Consider the following 21245-nt stretch of genomic DNA (forward strand, 5'->3'; position numbering starts at 1 on the left):
ACGGCGATGTCGTTGAAGACGCAGTAGCCCTCGCCATGGTCGGGGAAGGCGTGGTGGGTACCTCCGGCGAGGTTGCCGGCAAGGCCATCCTCGAGCGCGGCCCGGGCGGCGCCCACGGTGCCTCCCACGGACGCGCACGAGCGCAGGAGCAACTCCTGCGACCAGGGAAAGCCCAGGCGGCGGACCTCGGCTTCGGAGAGGGTGCCCGCCCAGAGTGCGTCGAGGTAGCGCGCGGTGTGGACGCGCTCGAGGTCCTCGCGGGAGACGGGCTCGGAGGCCCGGAGCCAGGCGGGGGGAAGGACGCCGCGCTCGAGGAGCAGCTCGCGCAGGAGCCGGTACTTCTCCATGGGGAAGCGGTGCCCGGGAGGCAGCGGGACGACGTACTGGTCGCAGTGGAAGACGCGCACGGGAGGCCCAGGCGTAGCGCCCGGCCGCAGCGGGTGCAACCGGAGCGATAGACCCGGCGGGCGGCTCGTCCGTTACACCACCGAGCCCGCGCTGGAATTTCGACCCGGATTACCTCTCCCCGGAGCCCCTGCCATGACCCTGAAGCCCTTCTCGCGCCCCGTGTTCGGGGCCGCGCTCGCCCTCTTCACGCTCGCTTCTCCCCTGGCCCTCGCCGAGGTGCCCGCCCAGCTCGACAAGCCCGACAAGCCCCTGGCCCCGGCAGCCCCCCAGCAGACGCCGCAGTCGCAGCAGCAGTCCCAGTCACAGCGGCCGAGGATCGACGTGGTCTTCGTCCTGGACACGACGGGCTCGATGGGCGGGCTCATCGAGGGGGCGAAGCAGAAGATCTTCTCCATCGCGTCGCGGATTGCCCAGGGCAAGCCCACGCCGAGGGTGAGGGTGGGGTTGGTGGCGTACCGGGACGTGGGGGACGCGTACGTGACGCGGCGCTTCGAGCTCACCGAGGACCTGGACGGCCTCTTCACGAACCTGCGCCAGCTGCAGGCGGATGGAGGCGGAGACACGCCGGAGCACGTGGGGCAGGGGTTGGGCGAGGCGGTGTCGAAGCTGTCCTGGGACGACAGCCGCGAGACGATGAAGCTCATCTTCCTGGTGGGGGACGCGCCGGCGGCGGATCGCCATGACGACTGGAACTTCAACCGGTGGGTGAAGCGGGCGGCGGAGAAGCACATCGTGGTGAACACGGTGCGCTGCGGAGGGGACCCGGAGACGCAGACGCAGTGGAAGCTGGCGGCGAAGCTGACGGACGGGCGGTACGAGTCGCTGGAGCAGTCGGGAGGGATGGTGGCGGTGGCGACGCCGTACGACGCGGAGCTGGCGAAGGTGAACGCGGACCTGGCGCGCAAGACGCTGTACGCGGGGAAGAAGGAGGCGCAGGTGGCGAACCGGGCGAGGGCCGATCAGATGGCGGAGCTGGCCCCGGAGGCGGCGGCCGAGCGCATCCAATACATGAAGACGACGCGAGGGGCGGGGAGTGCGCCGGCCGCGGCGGCGAGGGTGAGCAGCGCGCCGGTGGCGGTGGGCGGAGCGGTGGACCTGGCGGCGCAGCCCGAGGCCCTGGCGAGCGTGAAGGACGACGAGCTGCCCGCGGAGCTCGCGGGGCTGGACGCGAAGGCGCGCGAGGCGAAGGTGAAGCAGCTCGCCGACGAGCGCAAGGTGCTGGAGGAGAAGGCGGCGAAGCTGGCGTCGGAGCGCGACGCCTGGCGCGCGAAGAACGTGGCGGAGAAGGAGGACTCCTTCGACGCGAACGTGATGAAGGGTGTGAAGGAGAAGGCCGCGAAGTACGGCCTGAGCTACTGAGCTCAGCTCTCCATCACGGGCTTGGCGCCGAGTGGCGCCTTGCCGGATTCGCTGGCCTTCGCGGGGGGCACCTCCCGAGGCGTCATCCCATGGCTGCCGAAGGTGCCGGTGTGGTAGGCGCGCTCGCCATGGACGTGGGTATCCAGACCCTCGTACTCGGCTTCTGCCTCCACGCGCAGGCCCACCACGGCCTGCACCACCTTGAGCAGGATGAAGGTGAGGAGCGCGGAGAAGGCCCCCACCACCAGCACGCTCAGCGCCTGCTTGCCGACGAGCGCCCAGTTGCCGCCCGCGAGCAGACCATCGGCGCCGGCCGGATTGGCGGCCACGGTGGCGAACACGCCGGTGAGCACGGCGCCGAGCGCGCCGCCGAGGCCATGCACGCCGACGACGTCCAGAGCATCGTCGTAGTGGAAACGCTCCTTGAGGAGGACGCCGCCGTAGCACACGCCACCGGCGAGCAGCCCGATGGCCAACGCCCCCAGGGGCGAGACGAAGCCCGCAGCCGGGGTGATGCCCACGAGCCCCGCCACGAGCCCGCTGGCGGCGCCCAGCGCGGTGACCTTCTTCAGCCGCACGAGGTCCACGAGGCCCCAGGCCACCGCCCCGGCGGCGGCCGCGAGGTGGGTGTTGGTCGCGGCGAGCGCGGCCAGCTCGTTGGCGCCGAGCGCACTGCCCGCGTTGAAGCCGAACCAGCCGAACCAGAGGAGCCCCGCGCCGAGCAGGGTGAAGGCGAGGTTGTGCGGAGGCTGCCGAGCGCCCCGGCGGCGGCCCACCACGAGCGCCACCACGAGCGCCGAGACACCGCTGGTGAGGTGCACCACGGCGCCACCGGCGAAGTCGAGCGTGCCGAGCTTCAGCAGCCAACCGTCCGGAGCCCACACCCAGTGCGCCACGGGGGCGTAGACGAACGTGGCCCAGAGCACGGTGAAGAGGAGGAAGGCGGAGAACTTGAGCCGCTCGGCGTACGCGCCGCTGATGAGGGCGGGGGTGATGGCGGCGAAGGTGCCCTGGAAGAGGAAGAAGAGGATGTGCGGCAGCGTGCCCTTGGCCTCGGTGCCCACGCCCTTCATGAACAGGTGCGTGGCCCCACCGATGAGGCCGCCATGGCTCTCGCCGAAGGCGAGCGAGTAGCCCCACAGCGCCCACACCACCGTCACCACCGCGAGGGCGCCGAAGCTGTGCATGAGGGTGGAGAGCACGTTCTTGCCCTGCACCATGCCGCCATAGAAGAGCGCCAATCCCGGCACCATCAGCATCACCAGGGCGCTGGAGATCAGCACCCACGCCACGTCGGCTCCCACGATTCCGCCCGGCATTCTCACCTCGTACGCACTGGGCCCCCCGGGCCCGCTCACCCCGGAGTCATTGCAACCGGAGGGCCAGCACGCGCGCGCACCCGGTGGGCGCCATATCCCCTTGAAATCTCGGGGAAACCCAGGGCCGGAGAGGCTCGCCTGCCCTGGCCCGGGCCGTCCCTGGTACCTACGAATTTGTAGGATGCTCCCCGGGAACCGACGAATTTGTAGGACCCACGTGGGACGCTCGGAGGGGACGGCGGACGCGCTCCACCGGTTCCTGCGGACAACCGCTCGAGTTTGCAAGTCCCCGGGGAGGGGACTCGGACCTACGTTTTTGTGGGCCCAGAGTGGATTTCCTACGAATTTGTCGGAGGTCGTGGACTCCCCCCGGAGCAGCTGCTCGCCTGGTGAGCACCCAGGCATCCATTGGCTTGTCAGCCATGGAGCGGGCCATCGGCGTGGAGCAGATCTTCCGCTCCCTCCACGCGCCAGAGGAGCCGCCAGTGGTCCGCGCTCCTGCGCATGAGGAGCTCGCCGGACGCGGGGCCGACGCCCGCCAACGTATGGTCGAGCAGGACCTTCTTGAAACGTTCCGCTGCGAGCGCGAGGTGCTCGCGTGCCTCGGGTGCCAGGCCCGTTCCGCCGTCGAGCAGTCCCCGTTGCGCGCTCCACTCCATGCCCTCGGGAAGTGCGAGGGCGAAGCGGGCGCACTCCCGCCGGAACTCGAGAGACCTGCGTCCGGCCTCGGCCCAGAGCGAGGCCATCCGGCCCTCATGCCGGAGCTGGGCGATGACGGCCCAGAGCCAGACGCCCGCCATCAGCAGCCCCGCGACCCGCACGAGCGGCCGGTACTCGGGCGCCACGAAGCGTCGCAGGAGCAGCGTGGTGCCGAGCAGGAGGAAGAGGAGGACGCCGGCGAGGAGCAACTCGACGAACGATGCTCCACGCGAGGCCTGGGAGCGCTTCACGCGAGGGCGCGCGGGAACTCCACGAGGGGCGGATTGACGGCCTCGGCGTGGGTCAGGTTGGCCGCGTGGGCGGCGCCGGGGACGGAGACGAAGCGCCTGCTGCCGGGGAGCGTCTCGTGGAGGTACTCGCCCTCGGAGTGGGGGATGCCGGCGTCGTCGGTGCCGTGGAACACGATGGCCGGGCAGCGGATGTCGCTCAGCCGGTTCTTGATGTCATCGCGCTCGATGAGGTTGTTCATGGCGGCGACGAAGTGGTCCTTGGGCGTCTGGCGCCAGCGCTCGAGCCAGGGCGAGTAGAAGCGCGTGTCCCCGAGGATGCCGCCCGCGAGGTTCTGGACGATGTTCTCGGTGGCGCCCGGAGTGCCCCACAGGTCGCGCACCTGGCGGTAGCCGACGCGGAGATCCTCCTCATCGAGGGTGCCGCGGGTGCTCATGACGAGGAGGATGGCGGGAGCGGAGTCACCGGAGTCCTCGAAATAGAGACCTTGGTTGTTGAGCTCGGCAATGGGCATGGAGGGGTTTCTTAGGAGGCCTCGGCGGGGGAGGCAATGCCGTGCACCTCCTCGTGCGGCAGGTAACGCGCGGAGAAGAGTCCCACCAGGGTCTCGGCCTTCCGGGGGCCAATGCCCTCCACCTCGCGCAGGGTTTTCACGTCGGCCTGGACGAGCGCGGCGAACGAGCCGAAGTGCGCGAGGAGCCGGCGCGCCAGCACGGGGCCCACGCCGGGCAGGGCCGCCACGATGGCCTCCTGCCACTCGGTGACGGAGAGGGCGCGGCGCTTGGCGGGAGAGCGCTCCTGGCCTCCCTCGGACTGGGCCTGGCGGGCGATGGTGACGAGCAGCGCGGCGGTCCCCTCGGGGTCCGCGCTGGGGAGCACGGGCATCCGTCCCATCACCGCCAGGCGCGAGAGGGCACCGCGGATGGCGTTCGGCCGCACCCGGCATTCGACGGCCAGCGGGTCGCCCTCGAGGATGAGCACGGGATGCGAATAGTGCTCGCGCAGGTGCCCGGCCTGTTCGAACAACCGCCGGTCGATGATGGAGGAGATGAGGTCTCGCGCCGTCTTGCGCTCCACGGCCACGCCGCCGCCGAGGAGGAAGTCCGCCACGGGGAGCTGGGCGATCTCGACGCGCACGTGGGGGAAGTCCCGCAGCAGCTCGATGACGCCGCTGTTGCGCTCCCGTGTGTCCGCGGTGATGAGGATGTCGCCCGGTCTGGCCATCTCCCTTCACCCTAGTCACTGGGGGCCGGGCGGCTTTCTCTGGCTGGTTGCACTCCAGCCGGGCGGGCGGGTGGGGCGAGGTGACGGGGCGCGGGGGTGCCTACCGTTGGAAGGCCTTTTCCTTCCAAGGAGCCTTGCATGGACACCACGCCCACCCAGGACAAGACGACCCCGCGCATGGCGGTTCCCGTGCCCACGCCGGTGCGCGAGGGCGTCAGGGGAATCCTCGACCGGAGTGCCGCGGCCGGAATCCCCGCGATGCCGCTGTTGGGCGTGCTGCCGCTGCGCCGGCTGGTTCCGCAGGATCTCCACTCGTTGATGGACTACCAGGGAGCGCTCACGGTGGCCGGGGCGGGGCTGCTGTCCGGTTCGAAGGTGGCGTGCAACGCGGGCCTGGCGTTGGGGTTGTCGGGCCTGGGCGTGTCGCTGCTCACCGACTACCGGCTGAGCTTGAAGAAGATCATCCCCATCGAGGTGCACGAGGCGATCGACTACGTGTGGAGCCTCGGGGTGATCGCGGCGCCGTTCGTCTTCGGCTTCGCGAAGCGCAGCAAGTGGGTGACGCTGGTGCACGTGCTCGTGGGAGCGAGCACCATCGTGGGCTCGCTCTTCACCGATTACCGGGCGCAGAGGGGCGTGCAGTGGGGCCCCGGACGCAAGACGGACCTCGGCCCGGTGGGCGGCTGAGGCCCGCGGTCAGGAGGTACGTGAATGGGAGAGGAGCCAGGGCATGAGTTCTGGTTCCGCGTAGGCCGGGTCCCACGAGTCGTGCTCGACCTCCGGATACTCGGTGTAGCGCATCGGAGCGCCGACCTCCTGGAGCGCTCGTACCAGGATGCGCGATTCCGAGACGGGAATGATCGGGTCTTCCTCCCCGTGGAAGACCCAGATGGGAAGGTGCCGCAGCAGTCGAGCGGCCTCGAGGAAGGGCTCGGAGACGGGCGTGGCCGCATCCAAGTTCCGGCTGACGGAGTGCCTGCCAGGAGCGTCCAGACCTCCGCAGATGGGGACGAGCGCGGCGAAACGGTGCGGGTCCTTGAGTGCTAGGCGCCAGGAGCCATAACCACCCATGGAGACCCCGGTCAGGTAGAGGCGTGCGGGGTCTCCGTTGAATTCGTGTAGGGATTGCTCCAGGGAGAGCAGGGCCAGCTCGGCCATGGGGCCGCGCCAGGGGTGTCCACGCTGGGCCTGCGGGAGGACGACCACGGCGGGGAACCGCTCCGGGAATCGGCGGATCGCCGGCCCAAGTCCCACCCGGGTTTGTTGGAGCCCATCGCTTCCGCCTTCGCCGACCCCATGCAGGAAGAGGATGACGGGCCAGGGGCGGTCCGAGGAGAACCCGGGCGGGACATGGACCTGGTAGCGGTAAGTAGCCTCTTGCACGATCGCTGTGCGGGTGAGGAATCCGGTCTCGCTCATGCCCTTTCTCTGTCCAAGGCTTTCAAACTCGGGCCGGGGACGCCGCCATGCAAGTGGACCGTGGATCCTGGACCGCGAGAATGGGACTCTCTTCTCGGTCGGATCCGGGGCGTCCACGCGGATTCCTGCGATGAGGGGTAGATGAACGCCAGCTACATCCTGAAGCGGCTCAACCAGACGAAGCAGCTCAACAAGCAGCGCCTCATCGAGATCGCAACGGAACTCGATGTTGTTGATACCTCCGGCACGATCAACGAGATCGCTACCCGGGTGGGTAAATCCCTTGCTCGCCGGCACGATGAGGATACTGGGCGTCCTCAAGGGTCCGATGTCGCGAGACAGCAGGTGCTGGAGTTGCTGGACTGGGATGAGTTGGCGTCGCTCCTCAGGAGCGAGGGGCCCTGGTTGGGCGAGCAGGCCAGATACGAGTTCACGGAAACCATTGATGGCATGACCCGAGATGCCCTGGAGGAGTTGGTCGAGGAACTCTTCGGGGCCGTGAACGGGTCAGAACAGATCGATGAGATCTGCCAGGACCGTCGCTGGAAGGGTCGGGACGTCTTCGAAGCCATGTCCTACGACGAGGAGGACTCGGACGAGGAGGAAGAGGATTCGGACGAGGAGGACTCTGAGGAAGAGGATTCGGACGAGGAGGACTCGGACGAGGAGGACTCTTCTGAGGAAGAGGACTCGGACGAGGAGTACTCCGGCGAGGGTCCGGCGTGGCAATCCATGCTGAATTACCGCGTGGGCCCGGACCATCCCCTCCCGGAGGGATTGACGATCTCCGAGCATCAACTCTTCGAGCACCAGCAGCAGAGCCTGAATGCCCTGGCGAAATGGTGGAGCTCGGAAGAAAGCCGGGGCGTGCTGTGCCTTCCCACGGGAGGCGGCAAGACGCGGACGGCGGTCGAGTTCGTGCTGACTCAGGCGCTCGAGGGTGGCAACCGGGTGCTCTGGCTCGCTCACCGCCAGGAGTTGGTCAATCAGGCCATCGCCACCTTCCTGACGCGGGGGCACAGGCGCGGCACTGCTTTCACCGTGGCGCGCTTCGAAGCGGGTGGCAGGAAGCACAGCCGACCGGCGGACGTCGTCATTGCCTCACTACCTACCCTGGGCTGGAGCCGGGAGCTCCCCAACGTCGACAACTTGCTCGAGATCCACGAGACGTTCGACCTGATCATCGTCGACGAGTGCCACCATGCTGTCGCCAGCACGTGGAAGCGATTGCTGAAGGAATTGCGACGCAGGCTCCCGGACAGCAAGCTGCTCGGGCTCTCCGCCACTCCCACTCGAACCGCCGCACGGGAGGTTCCCGAGTTCTGGAATTTGTTCGACGGCCTCATTCATGAGGTGAAGCCGCTCCCTCTCATCAAGCAGGGAGTCCTGGCCAAACCCCACATCATCACCGTCGAGACGGAGCAGGTCTTCGATGCCACCGAGAAGGAGGCGCATCTCTTCGAGCAATTCGACGATCTTCCCGAGATGCTGGTGAAACGGATCGCCTCCAGCAAGGTCCGCAACGAGCTCATCGTGCGCAACCTGGTGCAGGAGCGAAACCGGTGGGGGCAGACGCTGCTCTTCGCTGCGAATCTCGAGCATGCGGAGGAGTTGGAGCGCATGCTCCGCAAGAAGGGGGTCCAGGCAGGCTTCCTCCACGGGGGCTCCCCGATGGAGCAGCGAGCCCAGGTCCTGGGGGCTTTCGCGGCCCGGCGTTTCCAGGTCCTCATCAACGTGGCCCTCTTCAACGAGGGAACCGACATCCCCGCGGTCCAGACGGTCTTCCTGGCTCGCCCGACGATGAGCCGGATCCTCTTCCAGCAGATGGTCGGGCGAGGGCTGCGCGGCCCCAGGCTCGGGGGAACGGCGACCTGTTACATCGTCGGATTCAACGACAAGCTGACCAACCTCCTGCAAGACCAGCTCACCTCGAGCTTCGCGACGGAGCGGGATGCGCTCGAGGCGCTCGGTCTGGATGCCCAGGAGGTAGAGGAGCTCGTGGAGATCACGAGCACTCCCGTCATCCGGATTCAGGAGAAGTCCCCGGTGGCGACGGAGGACTACGCCCGGCGCCTCGAGGAGTTGCTCCGGAGCGTCGAGACCATGCGGGTGACGGGCCAGTGGTCTCCCGACGAGTTGCCGCTGCTCGGCTGGTGGGAGACCTCCTCCTTGGGCGGCAGCCACCAGTATCTGCCCGTCTTCGAGGGCGACAAGGAGGCGCTGGGGGCCCGATTGGGCCGATTGCTCCAGCTCGTCCAGTTGGATCAGCCCCTGCCGGAAGAGGGATGGGCCTCCGTTCAACACATCCCGGAGGAGATCTCCCAGGCGTTCGCACGGGCCGTGCTCCAGAATCAAGGCGCTCTGCGCTACGTCGACTTGAGCCGGAGCCAGGCGACCGAAACGCAGCAGGCCCTCGAGTCCATGCTTCAGCGCGGGAACATCTCCGAAGCGAAGGCGACCGTCTCCCCGGAGCCCTCGCGGCCTCCGCTGGAATTCTGGCTCTCGCACGCGGCTCGGAACGGCGCGGTGAACGACACGATGCTGGTCCGTATGGACAGCACCCTTCAGGCCATCTCCCCTGCCCACTACGAGCGGGTGAACAAGGTCTGGAGCCAGCATTGCGACCTGCTCGGCTCGAATCCCGAGCCCCGGGCCATCGACCTTTTCGTCCGGATGGCCTCCCGCTTCCCGGAGGTCGCGGAGGTCCCCGCGCCTGTGTGCGAGCAGCTCCTCACGGAAGCCGCCCGGCGTGGAGCGCTGCCCACGCCGATGCCGTCCAATGAGCAGGGCCCCACGCTGGGCGAGGTTCGTCAGCACCTCTCTACGCTGACTGAGTCGCAGCGCAGGGAGTCCCTGGACCTGCTGTACAAGGCCTACTTCGCCGGGAAGTACGCGACCCGTGAGGAGTTCCTCATGAGTCTGCTCGCGGGCTGAGGTCGCTCCAGGCGTCGGACGAAGATCGCCCCGGGCCGCGCTGTCCTGGGGCGTTCATCCATCCCAGGCTCAGCGGTCCCTCACTCGCGAGTCACCGCGCGCAGCACGAACTCCCGGCGCTGGTCGAGCAGCCGCAGGGCCAGGGGCAGCAGCGCGCGGTACAGCATGGCGTACGCCGCGGCGCACAGGGCGATCATCGCGAGCGTCTGCCAGGTGGGCCCGCCCTTCCCGGCGAAGCGCAGGGCCCAGGCGAAGGGAGCGCAGCCCACGCTCGCCGCGACGATGCCGAGCATGGATGCGGTGAGCGGCAGCTTGTCCCGGCGCTTGAGGCTCGCGTGGAACTTCACCGGGAAGTACAGGGACAGGAAGTTGCCCGCCGCGAGCAGCACCGGCACCACCGCCACCACGGCCGCCATGGCGCACAGGAAGTCCAGCGCCGAGCCCTTGCCGAAGTACACCCGGTAGAACACGCCCACCAGCAGCGCCATGCTACTCGCCGCCGTGCCCTGTACCCGGTTCTTGGCTCGCAGCACGTCTCCCAGCTCCACGGGCGCGGCGATCAGCATGGCCAGCCCGTGCCCGTCATAGGCGAACGTGTTCTGCGAGAACGTGGACGCCATCACCACCGCGCCGTAGATGCTCAGGCCGCCCATCAACCACGCATCCGCGCTCGCGCCGAGCAGGAACTCGAAGAGGGCCCGTCCCGAGGTCAGCTTCAGCAGGATGGCCAGCACGAAGGGCACGGACGCGAGCAGCCGAGCGCGTGGGTTGCGCCACAAGTCCAGCGCCTCGCGCACGAGCAGCGTCGAGTAGACGGTGCGCGTCCGGACGAACGGGTCGTTGTTGTCCCCGGACTCCTTCACCGCGGGGCCGGCGCGGCCCACGCTGCGGTGGAAGCGCAGCAGCAACGCGTAGGCGATTCCCATCCCCATCAGCATGAAGAAGACCATGCCCACGCCATCGATGAGGGCGTTGCGCCGGTAGCCATAGGTGAGCTCCAGCAGCGCGTCCCCGAAGAAGCCCGGAGGCACCCGTCCGAGCGCCAGCGTCGCGTCGACGATGAGGGCCATGTCCAGCTTGTCCACGCCGCCCTCGCCCACGGCGGTGAGCCACGAGGTGTCGATGGGGGGAATGAAGGACGCGGCCGCGAGGAAGAGGACGAAGCCTCCGCCGATGAGCTGGGCGCTGTTCTTCGCGCGCAGCACGTTGAGCACCAGGTGCAGGCCCACCCTGCTCCACGCCGCGTTGAGCAGGGCGAACAGCACGTAGAGCAGTACCGCGAACCACTTCGCGCGCACCGGGTGCACCGAGGCGAAGCCCAGCGCCGCTCCCGTCAGGGGCGCGTAGAAGACGAGCGCGCGAGGCTCGAAGAGGCTCGACACCGTGGAGGCGATGAGCAGCCGGAAGGGCGAGATGGGGAAGGGCGCGTAGCGGCCCAGCTCCGAGTGGTCATCCACGCCCGCGTTCATCAGCGGCCACGCCACCCACCCCGCCGCGGTGACGAAGCACAGCAGGTTGAGGATGAAGAAGGGCCAGACGTCGCTCTCGGCCACGGGGCGCAGGCGCATCAGCCCGTAGAACGTGACGCCCAGGCCCCAGGCGGGGGCGCTCGACAGGAGGAAGGCGCCCACCGCCAGCAGGCGGCTGCGGCCCGGCCCCTGGTTGAGCCCGATGTGCAGGCGCAGGCCCCACAGCAGCCACAGGTGCCGGAAGAAGCCCGGCGCGGCCGGCCGGTTCACGCGGACCCCCGGCGCAGAGCCTCCACCTCGGTGGACGGCGCTTCCCCGTAGAAGGACAGCTTCGCGTTGCGCGCGGCCGGCACGGAGATGAGCTTCTCGAAGACGGCCTCCAGCGAGGGCACGTCGTAGCGCTCCATCAACTGCCGCACCGTGCCCTGGTCCAGCATCCTCCCGTCGCGGATGACGCCCGCGTGTGTGGCCAGCCGCTCGGCGATCTCCAGCACGTGCGTGGTGAGCAGCAGTGTCACTCCGCGCCGGCTCAGCTCGCGCAGCAGCTCGCGGATGACGCCCGCCGCCAGCACGTCGATGCCCTCGAAGGGCTCGTCCAGCAGCACCAGCTCCGGCGCGTGGATGAGCGCCGCCGCGATGGCCAGCCTTCGCCGCATGCCCTTGGAGTACTCGGCCACCAGCGCGCCCGCCTTGTACGTCAGCTCCGTGAGCTCGAGCAGCTCCGTGGCCCGCGCCGCCGCCTCGTCCCCGCTCAGCCCGTACATGCGCCCGCAGAAGGTGAGGTACTGCCTCCCGGAGAGCCGCTCGAAGAGGCTCAGCTCCTCGGGCACCACGCCGATGTGCCGTTTCACCTCCAGGGGCCGCGCCACCGCGTCCACGCCCAGCAGGGAAATCCGTCCGGCGTCCGGCGCGTACACCCCGGTGAGCAGCGCGATGGTGGTGGACTTGCCCGCCCCGTTGGGGCCGAGGAACGCGTAGAAGGCGCCCCGGGGGATGGACAGCTCCATTCCATTGAGCGCGGTGAAGTCGCCGAAGCGCTTCACGAGCCCGTGGGCATCGACGGCCAGGTCAGCAGGGGGGGAGGGGGACATGCGCGGGGTGGATCAGACCCGACTCCGCCCATCTCCGGCAATCCCCCTCCTGTCCGAGGCCCGGGCCTCCGGGGCGCGGCTCCCTGTCGTAGACTCGCTTCCGTCACCACCTTCCGAAGGCTTCACCCATGGAATCCCTCGCCCAGCTGAACGTGGAGCGCGCCCGGCTGCTCATCACCTGCGCGGACCGTCCCGGTGTCGTGGCGGCCGTGTCCCAGCTCCTCTTCGAGCAGGGCGCCAACGTGGTCGACTCGGATCAACACACCGAGCCCGATGACTTACGCTTCTTCATGCGGCTGGAGTTCGACCTTCCCGGACTCCAGCAACGCCTCGCCGCGCTGGAGCAGGCCTTCCGTCCGGTGGCCGAGCGCTTCGGGATGCAGTGGCAGCTCACCCCCGCCGCGCGCGTCAAGCGCATGGCCCTCTTCGTCTCCAAGCAGGACCACTGTCTGCAGGAGCTGCTGTGGCTGTGGAAGAAGGGCGAGCTCGCCGCGGACATCCCCCTGGTGGTGAGCAACCACCCGGACGCGCGCGAGGTGGTGGCGCCCTTCGGCGTGCCCCTGCACCACGTCCCCGTCACCGCGGAGACCAGGGCCCAGGCCGAGGCCTCCGTGCTGGAGCTGATGACGGCCCACCAGGTGGACCTCATCGTGCTCGCCCGCTACATGCAGATTCTCAGTCCCGGGTTCATCGAGCGCTTCGCCCGGCCCATCATCAACATCCACCACAGCTTCCTGCCGGCCTTCGTGGGCGCCAACCCCTACGCCCAGGCGCATGCCCGGGGGGTGAAGCTCATTGGCGCCACGGCGCACTACGTGACGGCCGAGCTCGACGCCGGTCCCATCATCGACCAGGACGTCCACAGGGTGGGGCACAGGGATGCGGTGGCGGACCTGGTCCGCATCGGGCGCCGGGTGGAGCGCACCGTGCTGGCGCGCGCCGTGGACTGGCACCTGGAGGACCGGGTCCTGCTGCACGGGAACAAGACGGTCGTCTTCGCGTGAACGGCTCGGGGGAGCCGGTGCTGCTCAGTGCACCATGGCCACCTCCGGCGGCCCGATGATGCGCTGCACGGTCATCCTCACCTTGTCGAGGTCCACCGGCTTGGAGATGTAGCCGGCGGCGCCGACGAGCTCCGCCTCCCACTCGAAGCCGTAGCCCGAGATGATGATGATGGGGAGCCCGCGCGCCCGGGGCATCTTCTTGAGTGCGTCCAGCAGCCCCCACCCGCTCATCACCGGCATGCGCAGGTCCAGCAGCACCGCCAGGGGGATGTCGCCCTCGAGCAGGTCGAGGGCTTCTCGCCCGTTGGCGGCCTGCTCGGTGCGGTAGCCCATCTCCTCTAGGGCATCGCAGATGAGCGTGCGGTGGCTCGCGTCGTCATCGACGACCAGGATGTAGGACATGGCGGGGCCTCGAAGCGTCTTCCGGTGGGGAAGGCAGATTCTATGCGGGGCAAGATGGGAATGCCCTCACCGTTCCGGAAGGGGTCTGCCAGCTTTTCAACACCCCTCGAAAAGTCCCAGGGCGTTACCGCCCAGGATGCCTGCCTCCACCTCGTCCCCGAGCTTGAGGGCCAACAGCTGTTTGAGCTCGCGGTCCCAGGCGTAGGGGATGTTGGGGAAGTCGGTGCCGTAGAGGATGCGTTCGGGGCGCACGTGCAGCAAGCGCACGGGGAGGGGCATGGGGAAGTAGTTGGCCACCGCCATGGTGGTGTCCAGCCAGAGGTTGTCGTAGCGCTCCAGCAGCCGCTCGTAGGCGTCGAACTCGTCGGCGCCCAGGTGGGGCACGCACAGCTCGAGGCCCGGGTGGTCCTTCAGCACCCGCTCCACGCGCTCGGCCGAGCACAGGGCGTGAACATCGCACTTGTACTGGGGGCTGGCGGGCTCGCGGCCGGCGTGCATCACCAGCGGCCGCCCGGCCCGGGCGCAGGCGGCGTACACCTCGTGGAGCGCGGGCGCGTCGGGGGCGAAGCACTGGACGTGGCAGTGCAGCTTCACGCCCTTGAGTCCCGCGGCGAAGGCCTCGGCGAGTATCTCCGCGGCGCCCTCTTCGCCCGGCAGCACGGTGGCCAGCCCGAGCACGCGCGGCTCGGCCCGGGCCACCTCGGCGACGTAGCTGTTGAGGAAGCGCGCCATGCCCGGCTTGTGGGCGTAGTGCAGCGCCACCACCCGGTGCACCCCCCGCGACAGGAGGAAGGACACCACCTGGGGGGTGTGCAGCTTGTAGCGGATGGGCCAGCCGTACTGGTCGAACCAGCGCCACACCGCCTCGAAGACGCCGTCCGGGAAGAGGTGCACGTGGGCATCCACCACGGGCGGCAGCCCCTCGGGCAGGCGCGGCCCCTCCTCGTCATTCAGGGCCGGCAGGGGGAGCACGGACTGTCCAGGCGCCAGCCAGCCGGAGGCGGCACCGAGGCACACCGGGGAATCGTCGTCGTGAGCGTGCATGCGCGGAGGGGAGGCCTACTCCTTCTTCCGCGCCTCGTCGCCGCCCGCCGGGGGGGTGTCCAGCCGCCGCAGGTAGGTGTCGTTCTGCGAGTAGCCGGCGCGCTCCAGCCGCTGGGTCTCGATGAGATCCGCGACCTTCGTGCACACCTGGCCCAGCAGACGCAGGGACTCGGCGAGAATCTTCTCCGCCTGGTCCTGCGCGTCCGCGCGCTTGATGACGGTCCGATCGCGGCGGAACAAGAGGGGCAACTTCATCCTCGCGAATCTAAGGGATGACGCGCCCTCGTGCCACCTGCTCGTCAAGGGCCCGTGCACCGCCAACGCTCGCTCGGGGACCACCGCGGGACCGGGGCCACCCGAGGGCCACCCGATGCGTCACGTCTCCACGCCGGGGCCGATGACGCGGCCGGACGCTGTCGGGCCCTCGACCATCAACAACTTAACAACCCAGCAAATTTACACGGCCCAGGCGGCTCGGCCGGGGGGGTGGGGCGCTCCGAGGGAAAGCGTCGGGTAAACGACCAATATCAGGGGCCTTTCACGAATTTTCAGCGGGGGGGATGACGCGCGGAAAATTTGTGCTTACTGTGCGGCCATTCACTTCCCGACTTCCTGTCGAGATTGTCGAAAGGGGGAACTGCGCATGGCTTATGACGGCGAGCTGGTGAAAATGGCGAATGGCCGCTGGGCGCGGTTCCAGCGCTGCCAGATGTACCGCCCCGGCGTCGAGGACGCGGGCGAGACGATGATGTTGATCGCGGTGGAGCTGGACGAGCGCTATCAGTTGTTGCTGGACGAGGTGGCTGACTCGCTGGCGCATTACCGGCACCGGGGCATTCCGGTGCAGGCGAAGCTGGACGAGGCGCAGCGGCTGACGCTGCACCCGGAGTCGGAGTCCAGCGCGCTGCATTAGTCAGCGAGGCCGGTAGAAGCGCGCGGCGTTTTCAAGAGCCACGCGCTTCACCACTCGCTCGGAGAGCTTCGCCTTGGCCAGCAGGTGGGCCACGCGCGCGAGCCCCAGGATGTCGCCGGCGCCATCGCCGGCATCCGAATTGAGCACCAGCCGTTCACTGCCAAGCCGGCGCACGAGGAGGACGGCGCGCTCGGCCTTGAGTGCTTCGGGGTGCAGGGTCAATCCCGCCCAATGCCCACAGCCGAGGATGTTGCGCACGGTGCGCCCGTTGGCGTGGTCCACCAGCACGCGTGAGGGCCGCACCCCGGACTCGCGCAGCAGGGAGAGGATGCGCCGGGTGTGGCGCTCCTTGTCGTGCACCGGGGTGTGCACCAGCACTTTCAGCTTCAGCTGCCGCGCGAGCGCGAGCTGCTCGAGGAAGGCCTCCTCCTCCTCGATGCCGCCCGAGTGCAGGCCCGTCTCGCCCAGGGCCACCACGCGGCCGCCGCGGAAGTAGTCGGGGAGGCTCGCGAGCACCTCGGACAGGCCGCGGCGGGGGATGCAGCGCGGGTGCACCCCGAGGGCCGCCCAGGCGCGGATGCCCAGCCTCTCCAGACGCGGCAGTTGGCGCTGCACCAGGTCATCGAAGTGCAGGCGCAGGGCCTTGGGCGTGGGCTCGGGCAGGTGGTGGGCCACCACCAGCGCGCGCTCCACGCCGAAGAAGCGCATGGACTCGAGGTCCTGGTCGCTGAGCGCCTCCGGGTGGAGGTGCGCGTCGAAGAGATGGCGGAGGGGCTCGGCCATGGGGTGTCCTGTCGGTCAGTTCTGGCCCAGGCCCGCGCCCTCGTTGCGAGGGTCGCTCGCCGGGTAGCGCAGGTTCGTCTTGGGGTCGCTGTAGACGGCCTCGGCGTCGCCCCACGTCTCCTGCCTGCGAATCTTGTGGCCCTTGGCCTCCAGGGCCGCCTGCGTGGCGGGCTCCAGGCCCCAGCGGTCCACCCACAGCTCATCGGGCAGGTATTGGTGGTGCAGCCGGCCCGCGCCCACCGCGCGCGACACGTCCATGCCCGCGTCCACGATGTTGGAGATGACCTGGATGACGGTGGTGGGAATGGTGGAGCCGCCCGGGCTGCCCACCGCGAGCATCACCTTCTTGGGGTCATCCCTGGAGAAGACGAGCGTGGGGGACATGGAGGACAGGGGCACCTTGCCCGGGGCGATGGAGTTGGCCTCGCCCGTCACCAGCCCGTAGGCGTTGGGCACGCCGGGGCGCGCGGCGAAGTCGTCCATCTGGTCGTTGAGGAGCACGCCGGTGCCCTTGGCCACCACGCACGAGCCGAAGGCGTAGTTCACCGTGGTGGTGAGAGCCACCGCGCCGCCGTCCTTGTCGATGACGGAGATGTGCGTGGTGTTCTTCTTCTCGGGCGAGGGCGGCTGCGCGGGAGTCTGTCCGGGAGCCGCCGGGCTGTCGTACCAGGTGCCCGGCTTCTTCAGCGTGGAGTCGTTGGCGCCCTCCATGGGGGGCAGCAGCGAGGCGCTCGGGGTGGCCTTCTTCGGGTCGATGCCGCCGGCCAGGTCCGCGATGTAGCCAGACGAGGTGAGGCTCTCCATGGGAATCTTCACGAAGGCCGGGTCGCCCAGGTACTTCACCCGGTCCACGTACACGCGGCGCACGGCCTCGACGTAGAGGTGCAAGTCCTCGGGGTTGCGGTAGTCCAGGCCCTTGGGGCGCAGCCGCTCCATCGCGCCGAGCACCTGCAGCACCGCGAGCCCGCCCGCGCTCGGCGGCGGCATGGTGAGGATGCGGTAGCCGCGGTAGCTGCCCTCGAGCGGCTCGTGGGCGCGCGTCTTGAAGGCCGCGAGGTCCTCGAGCGTGAGCAGGCCGCCGCCGGCCTTCACCGTGTCCACCATCGCCTGGGCCAGCGGGCCCGAGTAGAAGGGCTTGGGGCCGCTCTTGGCGAGCGTCTGGAGCGTGCGGGCCAGCTCCGGCTGGCGCACGAGGTAGCCGATGGGCGGCACGTCCGGCTCGCCCTGGTCGTTCTTCGCGAGGAAGATGCGCGAGGCCTCGGGGTCCTGCCGCAGGCAGTCGCGCCGCAGGGTGGCGATCTGCTGGTACTTGGGCGACACCCAGAAGCCCTTGGTCGCGGCCTCGATGGCCGGCTGCAGCACCACCGCGCGCGGCAGCTTGCCGTGCTTCTCCAGCAGCTCCAGGTAGCCGGCCACCGCGCCGGGCACCGCCACGCTCGTCGCGCCGTCCGTGGACAGCCCCGGCACCACCTTGCCGTCCTTCACGTACATGTCCCGGGTGGCCCCCTTCGGCGCCACCTCGCGGAAGTCCAGCACCTGGGTGGTGCCCGTCTTCGCGTCGTGCACCAGCGCGAAGCCACCGCCGCCCAACCCCGAGTGGTAGGGCCCCACCACCGCCAGGGTGAAGGCCGCCGCCACCGCCGCGTCCACCGCGTTGCCACCCTTGTCCAGCATCCGCAGCGCGGCCTCGCTCGCCATCGGGTGCGCCGTGGCCACCGCGCCGCCCCGGTAGGGCCTCGCCGCCCATGCCGGTATCGCGATTACAAGTGCCATCAGTGCCACTGCCCACCAATTCCGGTGAGTCCGCATCTTTACCGTCTCCACGTGAAGGGGCCCTCCGCTCGCGCTTCCCCGAGCCGGGGTTCTGGAGTATCCCGAGCGCCGCCCGGACTCGCCATCAAACAGTTTCATCGTCGAGAAGTGTCCGGCGGACCGCAGCACGACCGGCCAGGAGTTTGACCGGCGCACAGGCCAGGGCATCCTGTGCATGACGCTACGTCCCGCCGGGGGGAACATGAACGCCAACCTGATGACAGTGAAGCAGACGTCGGCCCCGCCGGATGCCACCGTGACGACGGTCTTCCTCAAGCCGACGTTCGGTATCACCGTGCAGAGCAACACGTTGTGCGTGTCCGTCAAGGCGCGCACCGAGGGGCCTCGCCCCACCCGCCCTCCAGCGCGCGGTTGACGGGCCGCTCTCGCGTCCCTAGTAATCGCCGCCATGACAGCTCCTCTGGCGGCGGTGGTGTTGTGCGCGGGCAAGGGCACGCGGATGAAGTCGGAGAAGGCCAAGGTCCTTCACCCCATCCTCGGCAAGCCTCTGTGTGCCTATCCCCTCATGCGAGCCCTGGACCTGGGCGCCTCGCCCGTGGTGCCGGTGGTGGGCCACCAGGCCGGGGAGGTGGAGCGCTCCATCCGCGCCCATTTCCCCACCGCGCCCCTGCGCTTCGCGCTCCAGAAGGAGCAGCGGGGCACGGCCGACGCGGTGCGCTCGGCCGAGGAGGCCCTGAAGGACTTCAAGGGCCGCGTCCTCATCCTCTACGGTGACGTGCCGCTGGTGCGCAGCGAGACGCTCTCCGCGCTCTCGGCCGCGCACGACAAGAGTGGCGGGGTGCTCTCGCTGGTGTCCACCTCGCCGGCGGACCCCACGGGCTACGGCCGCGTCATCCGCGAGATGGGCAAGGTGGTGCGCATCGTCGAGCACAAGGACGCCACCCCCGCGCAGCGCCAGGTGCGCGAGTGCAACGCCGGCATCTACCTGGTGGAGTCGTCCTTCCTGTGGAAGGCGCTGGCCAACATCCGCACCGCCAACGCGCAGGGCGAGTTCTACCTCACGGACCTGGTGGAGATGGCCGCGGCCCAGGGCCCGGTGGGCTCCATCGACGCCGAGTTCAGCGAGACGGCGGGCGTGAACGACCGGGTGGAGCTGGCGGCGCGCGCCAGGGAGCTCCAGGCACGCATCAACACCTGGCACATGCGCAACGGCGTCACCCTGACGGACCCGGCCACCACCTACATCGAGGAGGGCGTGGCCATCGGGGCGGACACCGAGATTGGCCCCATGGTGACGCTGTCGGGCGCCACGGTGGTCGGCCGCAACGTCACCATCGGACAGGGCTGCGTCCTGTACGCCTCCTCGGTGGCCGACGGGACGAACATGAAGCCGTACACCGTCCTGGAGGAGGCCCGGGTGGGCGAGCGCTGCATCCTCGGCCCGTTCTCCCGGTTGCGGCCCGGCACCGACCTCGCCGAGGAGGTGCACCTGGGCAACTTCGTGGAGACGAAGAAGGCCCGCCTCGGCCGCGGCTCCAAGGCCAACCACCTGGCCTACCTGGGCGACGCGAAAATCGGCTCCGGGGTCAACGTGGGCGCCGGCACCATCACCTGCAATTACGACGGGGTGAACAAGCACCTCACCGAGCTGGGCGACGGCGTCTTCATCGGCTCGGACACCCAGCTGGTGGCCCCCGTGAAGGTCGGGGACGGGGCGTATGTCGGTGCGGGCACCACGGTGACGAAAGATGTACCGCCTGGGAGCCTCGCCGTGTCCCGGACGCCACAGGTCAACATGGAAGGCTGGGTGGAGAGGAAGAAGGCTCGGATGGCCAAGTCCTCGGAATCCGGCCCCTCCAAGTCGGACAAGGCCTCCGCGGGTTAGTGGGCCCGCCTTTTGCTTGTCGTCAGGGTGACAGGTGTCGCCCGATGTGGGTGGAACTGCCCCCGGAATTTGCCAACGGGGGCGCGGGCGTGAGAGAGGACGGAGAACATGTGCGGCATTGTTGGGTATGTCGGGGACAAGGAGTCGGCTCCCATCCTGGTGTCCGGGCTGAAGAAGCTCGAGTACCGGGGGTATGACTCCGCGGGCGTGGCGGTGGTGAACCGCAACGTCCTCAACGTGGTGCGTGCCACGGGCAAGCTGAAGAACCTGGAGAACCGGGTTCAGACGGACCTGCCCCAGGGCACCATCGGCATCGGTCACACGCGGTGGGCCACGCACGGTCGTCCCTCGGACGAGAACGCGCACCCGCACACGTATGGCGGCGTGGCGGTGGTGCACAACGGCATCATCGAGAACCACCTGGCCCTCAAGGCGGAGCTGCGGGCCAAGGGGCACCACTTCTCCTCCGAGACGGACTCGGAGGTGTTCGCCCACCTCATCTCCGATGAGCTCAAGGGCGGCCTGGACCTGCCCGCGGCGGTGCGCGCGGCCATCGCCCTGGTGAAGGGCACCTACGCCCTGGCCGTGGTGACCAGCAGCGATCCCAACCGGATTGTGTGCACCAAGGACTCCTCGCCCATGGTGCTGGGCCTGGGCCAGGGACAGAACTTCGTGGCCAGCGACGTGCCGGCGCTGCTCGAGCACACGCGCGACTTCGTCTACATGGAGGAGGGTGACCTGGCCGTCATCACCGCCGCCAACGTGGACATCTACAACCGCTCCGGCCAGAAGGTGAACCGGCCCACCCGCCGCATCGACTGGACGCCGATGATGGCGGAGAAGGGCGGCCACAAGCACTTCATGCACAAGGAGATCATGGAGCAGCCTCGCGCCGTGGCGGACACGCTGCGCGGCCGCATGCTCCTCTCCGAGGGCGACGTGCACTTCGAGGGTTGGAACCTCAGCCCGGAGAAGGTCCGCTCGCTCACCAAGGTGACCATCCTCGCGTGCGGCACCTCGTGGCACTCGGGGATCGCCGGCAAGGCGATGATCGAGTCGCTCGCGCGCATCCCGGTGGAAGTGGAGCTCGCCAGCGAGTTCCGCTACCGCGACCCCCTCGTCGAGCCCACGCACCTGGCCGTCGCGATCTCCCAGTCCGGCGAAACGGCGGACACGCTCGCGGCGCTGAAGGAAGCGAAGGCGCGCGGTGCGGGGACGCTGTCTGTCTGCAACGTCGTGGGTTCGGCGATCACGCGTGAGAGCGCGTTCT

General features: G+C 69.1%; 20 protein-coding genes and 1 pseudogene. 8 read left to right on the top strand and 13 right to left on the bottom strand.

The features are described 5' to 3' along the window. Positions 1-407: pseudogene (locus ACJ8AN_RS06755) on the bottom strand (histone deacetylase); the annotation flags it as partial. Between the two features lie 133 nt (positions 408-540). On the opposite strand from ACJ8AN_RS06755, the gene ACJ8AN_RS06760 reads away from it, so the two are divergent. Continuing rightward, complete coding sequence (locus ACJ8AN_RS06760; RefSeq protein WP_407754416.1) at positions 541-1767, top strand: vWA domain-containing protein; 1227 nt, start codon at positions 541-543, stop codon at positions 1765-1767. A 2-nt stretch (positions 1768-1769) separates the two neighbouring features. Here the strand turns inward: ACJ8AN_RS06760 and ACJ8AN_RS06765 are convergent, their stop codons facing one another. From ACJ8AN_RS06765 to ACJ8AN_RS06780, 4 genes are all read right to left on the bottom strand, one after another. Beyond that, the gene (locus ACJ8AN_RS06765; RefSeq protein ID WP_407754417.1) at positions 1770-3086 is read right to left on the bottom strand and encodes an ammonium transporter; all 1317 of its coding nucleotides are present in this window, start codon (positions 3084-3086) and stop codon (positions 1770-1772) included. Between the two features lie 416 nt (positions 3087-3502). Continuing rightward, positions 3503-4036, bottom strand: coding sequence for a hypothetical protein (locus ACJ8AN_RS06770; RefSeq protein ID WP_407754418.1), 534 nt, complete (start codon positions 4034-4036; stop codon positions 3503-3505). Then, a complete protein-coding gene (locus ACJ8AN_RS06775) occupies positions 4033-4548 on the bottom strand; it encodes an alpha/beta fold hydrolase (RefSeq protein ID WP_407754419.1) in 516 nt (171 codons plus the stop codon). Before ACJ8AN_RS06775 ends, ACJ8AN_RS06770 begins: the two co-directional genes overlap by 4 nt. Positions 4549-4559: 11 nt before the next feature. Then, complete coding sequence (locus ACJ8AN_RS06780) at positions 4560-5258, bottom strand: ERCC4 domain-containing protein (protein ID WP_407754420.1); 699 nt, start codon at positions 5256-5258, stop codon at positions 4560-4562. A 138-nt stretch (positions 5259-5396) separates the two neighbouring features. Between ACJ8AN_RS06780 and ACJ8AN_RS06785 the strand changes: the two genes are divergently transcribed. Continuing rightward, complete coding sequence (locus ACJ8AN_RS06785; protein ID WP_407754421.1) at positions 5397-5945, top strand: hypothetical protein; 549 nt, start codon at positions 5397-5399, stop codon at positions 5943-5945. A 9-nt stretch (positions 5946-5954) separates the two neighbouring features. Here the strand turns inward: ACJ8AN_RS06785 and ACJ8AN_RS06790 are convergent, their stop codons facing one another. Beyond that, positions 5955-6416, bottom strand: coding sequence for a prolyl oligopeptidase family serine peptidase (locus tag ACJ8AN_RS06790; RefSeq protein ID WP_407754422.1), 462 nt, complete (start codon positions 6414-6416; stop codon positions 5955-5957). Positions 6417-6818: 402 nt separating this feature from the next. Between ACJ8AN_RS06790 and ACJ8AN_RS06795 the strand changes: the two genes are divergently transcribed. Next, entirely contained in the window at positions 6819-9611 is a 2793-nt protein-coding gene (locus ACJ8AN_RS06795; protein WP_407754423.1) for a DEAD/DEAH box helicase, read from the top strand. An 80-nt stretch (positions 9612-9691) separates the two neighbouring features. Here the strand turns inward: ACJ8AN_RS06795 and ACJ8AN_RS06800 are convergent, their stop codons facing one another. Together ACJ8AN_RS06800 and ACJ8AN_RS06805 are read right to left on the bottom strand one after the other, a co-directional pair. Next, positions 9692-11350, bottom strand: coding sequence for a hypothetical protein (locus ACJ8AN_RS06800; RefSeq protein WP_407754424.1), 1659 nt, complete (start codon positions 11348-11350; stop codon positions 9692-9694). Further along, positions 11347-12171 carry an ABC transporter ATP-binding protein gene (locus ACJ8AN_RS06805; protein ID WP_407754425.1) on the bottom strand — a complete coding sequence of 275 codons (825 nt, stop codon included), beginning with the start codon at positions 12169-12171 and terminating at the stop codon, positions 11347-11349. Before ACJ8AN_RS06805 ends, ACJ8AN_RS06800 begins: the two co-directional genes overlap by 4 nt. Before the next feature lie 152 nt (positions 12172-12323). On the opposite strand from ACJ8AN_RS06805, the gene purU reads away from it, so the two are divergent. Beyond that, positions 12324-13175, top strand: coding sequence for a formyltetrahydrofolate deformylase (gene purU / locus ACJ8AN_RS06810; protein ID WP_407754434.1), 852 nt, complete (start codon positions 12324-12326; stop codon positions 13173-13175). Between the two features lie 24 nt (positions 13176-13199). Here the strand turns inward: purU and ACJ8AN_RS06815 are convergent, their stop codons facing one another. From ACJ8AN_RS06815 to ACJ8AN_RS06825, 3 genes are all read right to left on the bottom strand, one after another. Continuing rightward, a complete protein-coding gene (locus ACJ8AN_RS06815; protein WP_407754426.1) occupies positions 13200-13577 on the bottom strand; it encodes a response regulator in 378 nt (125 codons plus the stop codon). 96 nt (positions 13578-13673) lie between these two features. After that, positions 13674-14621 (bottom strand): amidohydrolase family protein, encoded by a 948-nt coding sequence (locus ACJ8AN_RS06820; protein ID WP_407754427.1) that lies wholly within the window; start codon positions 14619-14621, stop codon positions 13674-13676. A 15-nt stretch (positions 14622-14636) separates the two neighbouring features. Further along, the gene (locus ACJ8AN_RS06825; RefSeq protein ID WP_407754428.1) at positions 14637-14876 is read right to left on the bottom strand and encodes a hypothetical protein; all 240 of its coding nucleotides are present in this window, start codon (positions 14874-14876) and stop codon (positions 14637-14639) included. A gap of 388 nt (positions 14877-15264) precedes the next feature. Here ACJ8AN_RS06825 and ACJ8AN_RS06830 point away from each other — a divergent pair, with 388 nt between their 5' ends. After that, a complete protein-coding gene (locus ACJ8AN_RS06830; RefSeq protein WP_407754429.1) occupies positions 15265-15534 on the top strand; it encodes a hypothetical protein in 270 nt (89 codons plus the stop codon). On the opposite strand, the gene ACJ8AN_RS06835 is transcribed toward ACJ8AN_RS06830, so the two are convergent. Together ACJ8AN_RS06835 and ggt are read right to left on the bottom strand one after the other, a co-directional pair. Next, positions 15535-16317: a TatD family hydrolase gene (locus ACJ8AN_RS06835; RefSeq protein ID WP_407754430.1), complete on the bottom strand. Its 783-nt coding sequence runs from the start codon at positions 16315-16317 to the stop codon at positions 15535-15537. Positions 16318-16332: 15 nt separating this feature from the next. Next, positions 16333-18090: a gamma-glutamyltransferase gene (gene ggt, locus ACJ8AN_RS06840; protein WP_407754431.1), complete on the bottom strand. Its 1758-nt coding sequence runs from the start codon at positions 18088-18090 to the stop codon at positions 16333-16335. 241 nt (positions 18091-18331) lie between these two features. Between ggt and ACJ8AN_RS06845 the strand changes: the two genes are divergently transcribed. From ACJ8AN_RS06845 to glmS, 3 genes are all read left to right on the top strand, one after another. Continuing rightward, positions 18332-18505 (top strand): hypothetical protein, encoded by a 174-nt coding sequence (locus ACJ8AN_RS06845; protein ID WP_407754432.1) that lies wholly within the window; start codon positions 18332-18334, stop codon positions 18503-18505. 24 nt (positions 18506-18529) lie between these two features. Beyond that, positions 18530-19975, top strand: a complete 1446-nt coding sequence (gene glmU, locus ACJ8AN_RS06850) for a bifunctional UDP-N-acetylglucosamine diphosphorylase/glucosamine-1-phosphate N-acetyltransferase GlmU (protein ID WP_407754435.1) — start codon at positions 18530-18532, stop codon at positions 19973-19975. Between the two features lie 108 nt (positions 19976-20083). Next, positions 20084-21245: glutamine--fructose-6-phosphate transaminase (isomerizing) (gene glmS / locus ACJ8AN_RS06855; protein ID WP_407754433.1), on the top strand; the 1162-nt coding region annotated here is incomplete at its 3' end.

The organism is Archangium sp. (assembly GCF_045802675.1).
Classification (GTDB): Bacteria; Myxococcota; Myxococcia; order Myxococcales; family Myxococcaceae; genus Archangium.

Coding starts and splice junctions, on each gene's coding strand:
- ACJ8AN_RS06760 (WP_407754416.1), top strand. CDS start 541: ATGACCCTGAAGCCCTTCTCGCGCCCCGTGTTCGGGGCCGCGCTCGCC.
- ACJ8AN_RS06765 (WP_407754417.1), bottom strand. CDS start 3,086: ATGCCGGGCGGAATCGTGGGAGCCGACGTGGCGTGGGTGCTGATCTCC.
- ACJ8AN_RS06775 (WP_407754419.1), bottom strand. CDS start 4,548: ATGCCCATTGCCGAGCTCAACAACCAAGGTCTCTATTTCGAGGACTCC.
- ACJ8AN_RS06780 (WP_407754420.1), bottom strand. CDS start 5,258: ATGGCCAGACCGGGCGACATCCTCATCACCGCGGACACACGGGAGCGC.
- ACJ8AN_RS06785 (WP_407754421.1), top strand. CDS start 5,397: ATGGACACCACGCCCACCCAGGACAAGACGACCCCGCGCATGGCGGTT.
- ACJ8AN_RS06790 (WP_407754422.1), bottom strand. CDS start 6,416: ATGGCCGAGCTGGCCCTGCTCTCCCTGGAGCAATCCCTACACGAATTC.
- ACJ8AN_RS06795 (WP_407754423.1), top strand. CDS start 6,819: ATGAACGCCAGCTACATCCTGAAGCGGCTCAACCAGACGAAGCAGCTC.
- ACJ8AN_RS06805 (WP_407754425.1), bottom strand. CDS start 12,171: ATGTCCCCCTCCCCCCCTGCTGACCTGGCCGTCGATGCCCACGGGCTC.
- ACJ8AN_RS06815 (WP_407754426.1), bottom strand. CDS start 13,577: ATGTCCTACATCCTGGTCGTCGATGACGACGCGAGCCACCGCACGCTC.
- ACJ8AN_RS06820 (WP_407754427.1), bottom strand. CDS start 14,621: ATGCACGCTCACGACGACGATTCCCCGGTGTGCCTCGGTGCCGCCTCC.
- ACJ8AN_RS06825 (WP_407754428.1), bottom strand. CDS start 14,876: ATGAAGTTGCCCCTCTTGTTCCGCCGCGATCGGACCGTCATCAAGCGC.
- ACJ8AN_RS06830 (WP_407754429.1), top strand. CDS start 15,265: ATGGCTTATGACGGCGAGCTGGTGAAAATGGCGAATGGCCGCTGGGCG.
- ACJ8AN_RS06835 (WP_407754430.1), bottom strand. CDS start 16,317: ATGGCCGAGCCCCTCCGCCATCTCTTCGACGCGCACCTCCACCCGGAG.
- ggt (WP_407754431.1), bottom strand. CDS start 18,090: ATGGCACTTGTAATCGCGATACCGGCATGGGCGGCGAGGCCCTACCGG.
- ACJ8AN_RS06845 (WP_407754432.1), top strand. CDS start 18,332: ATGAACGCCAACCTGATGACAGTGAAGCAGACGTCGGCCCCGCCGGAT.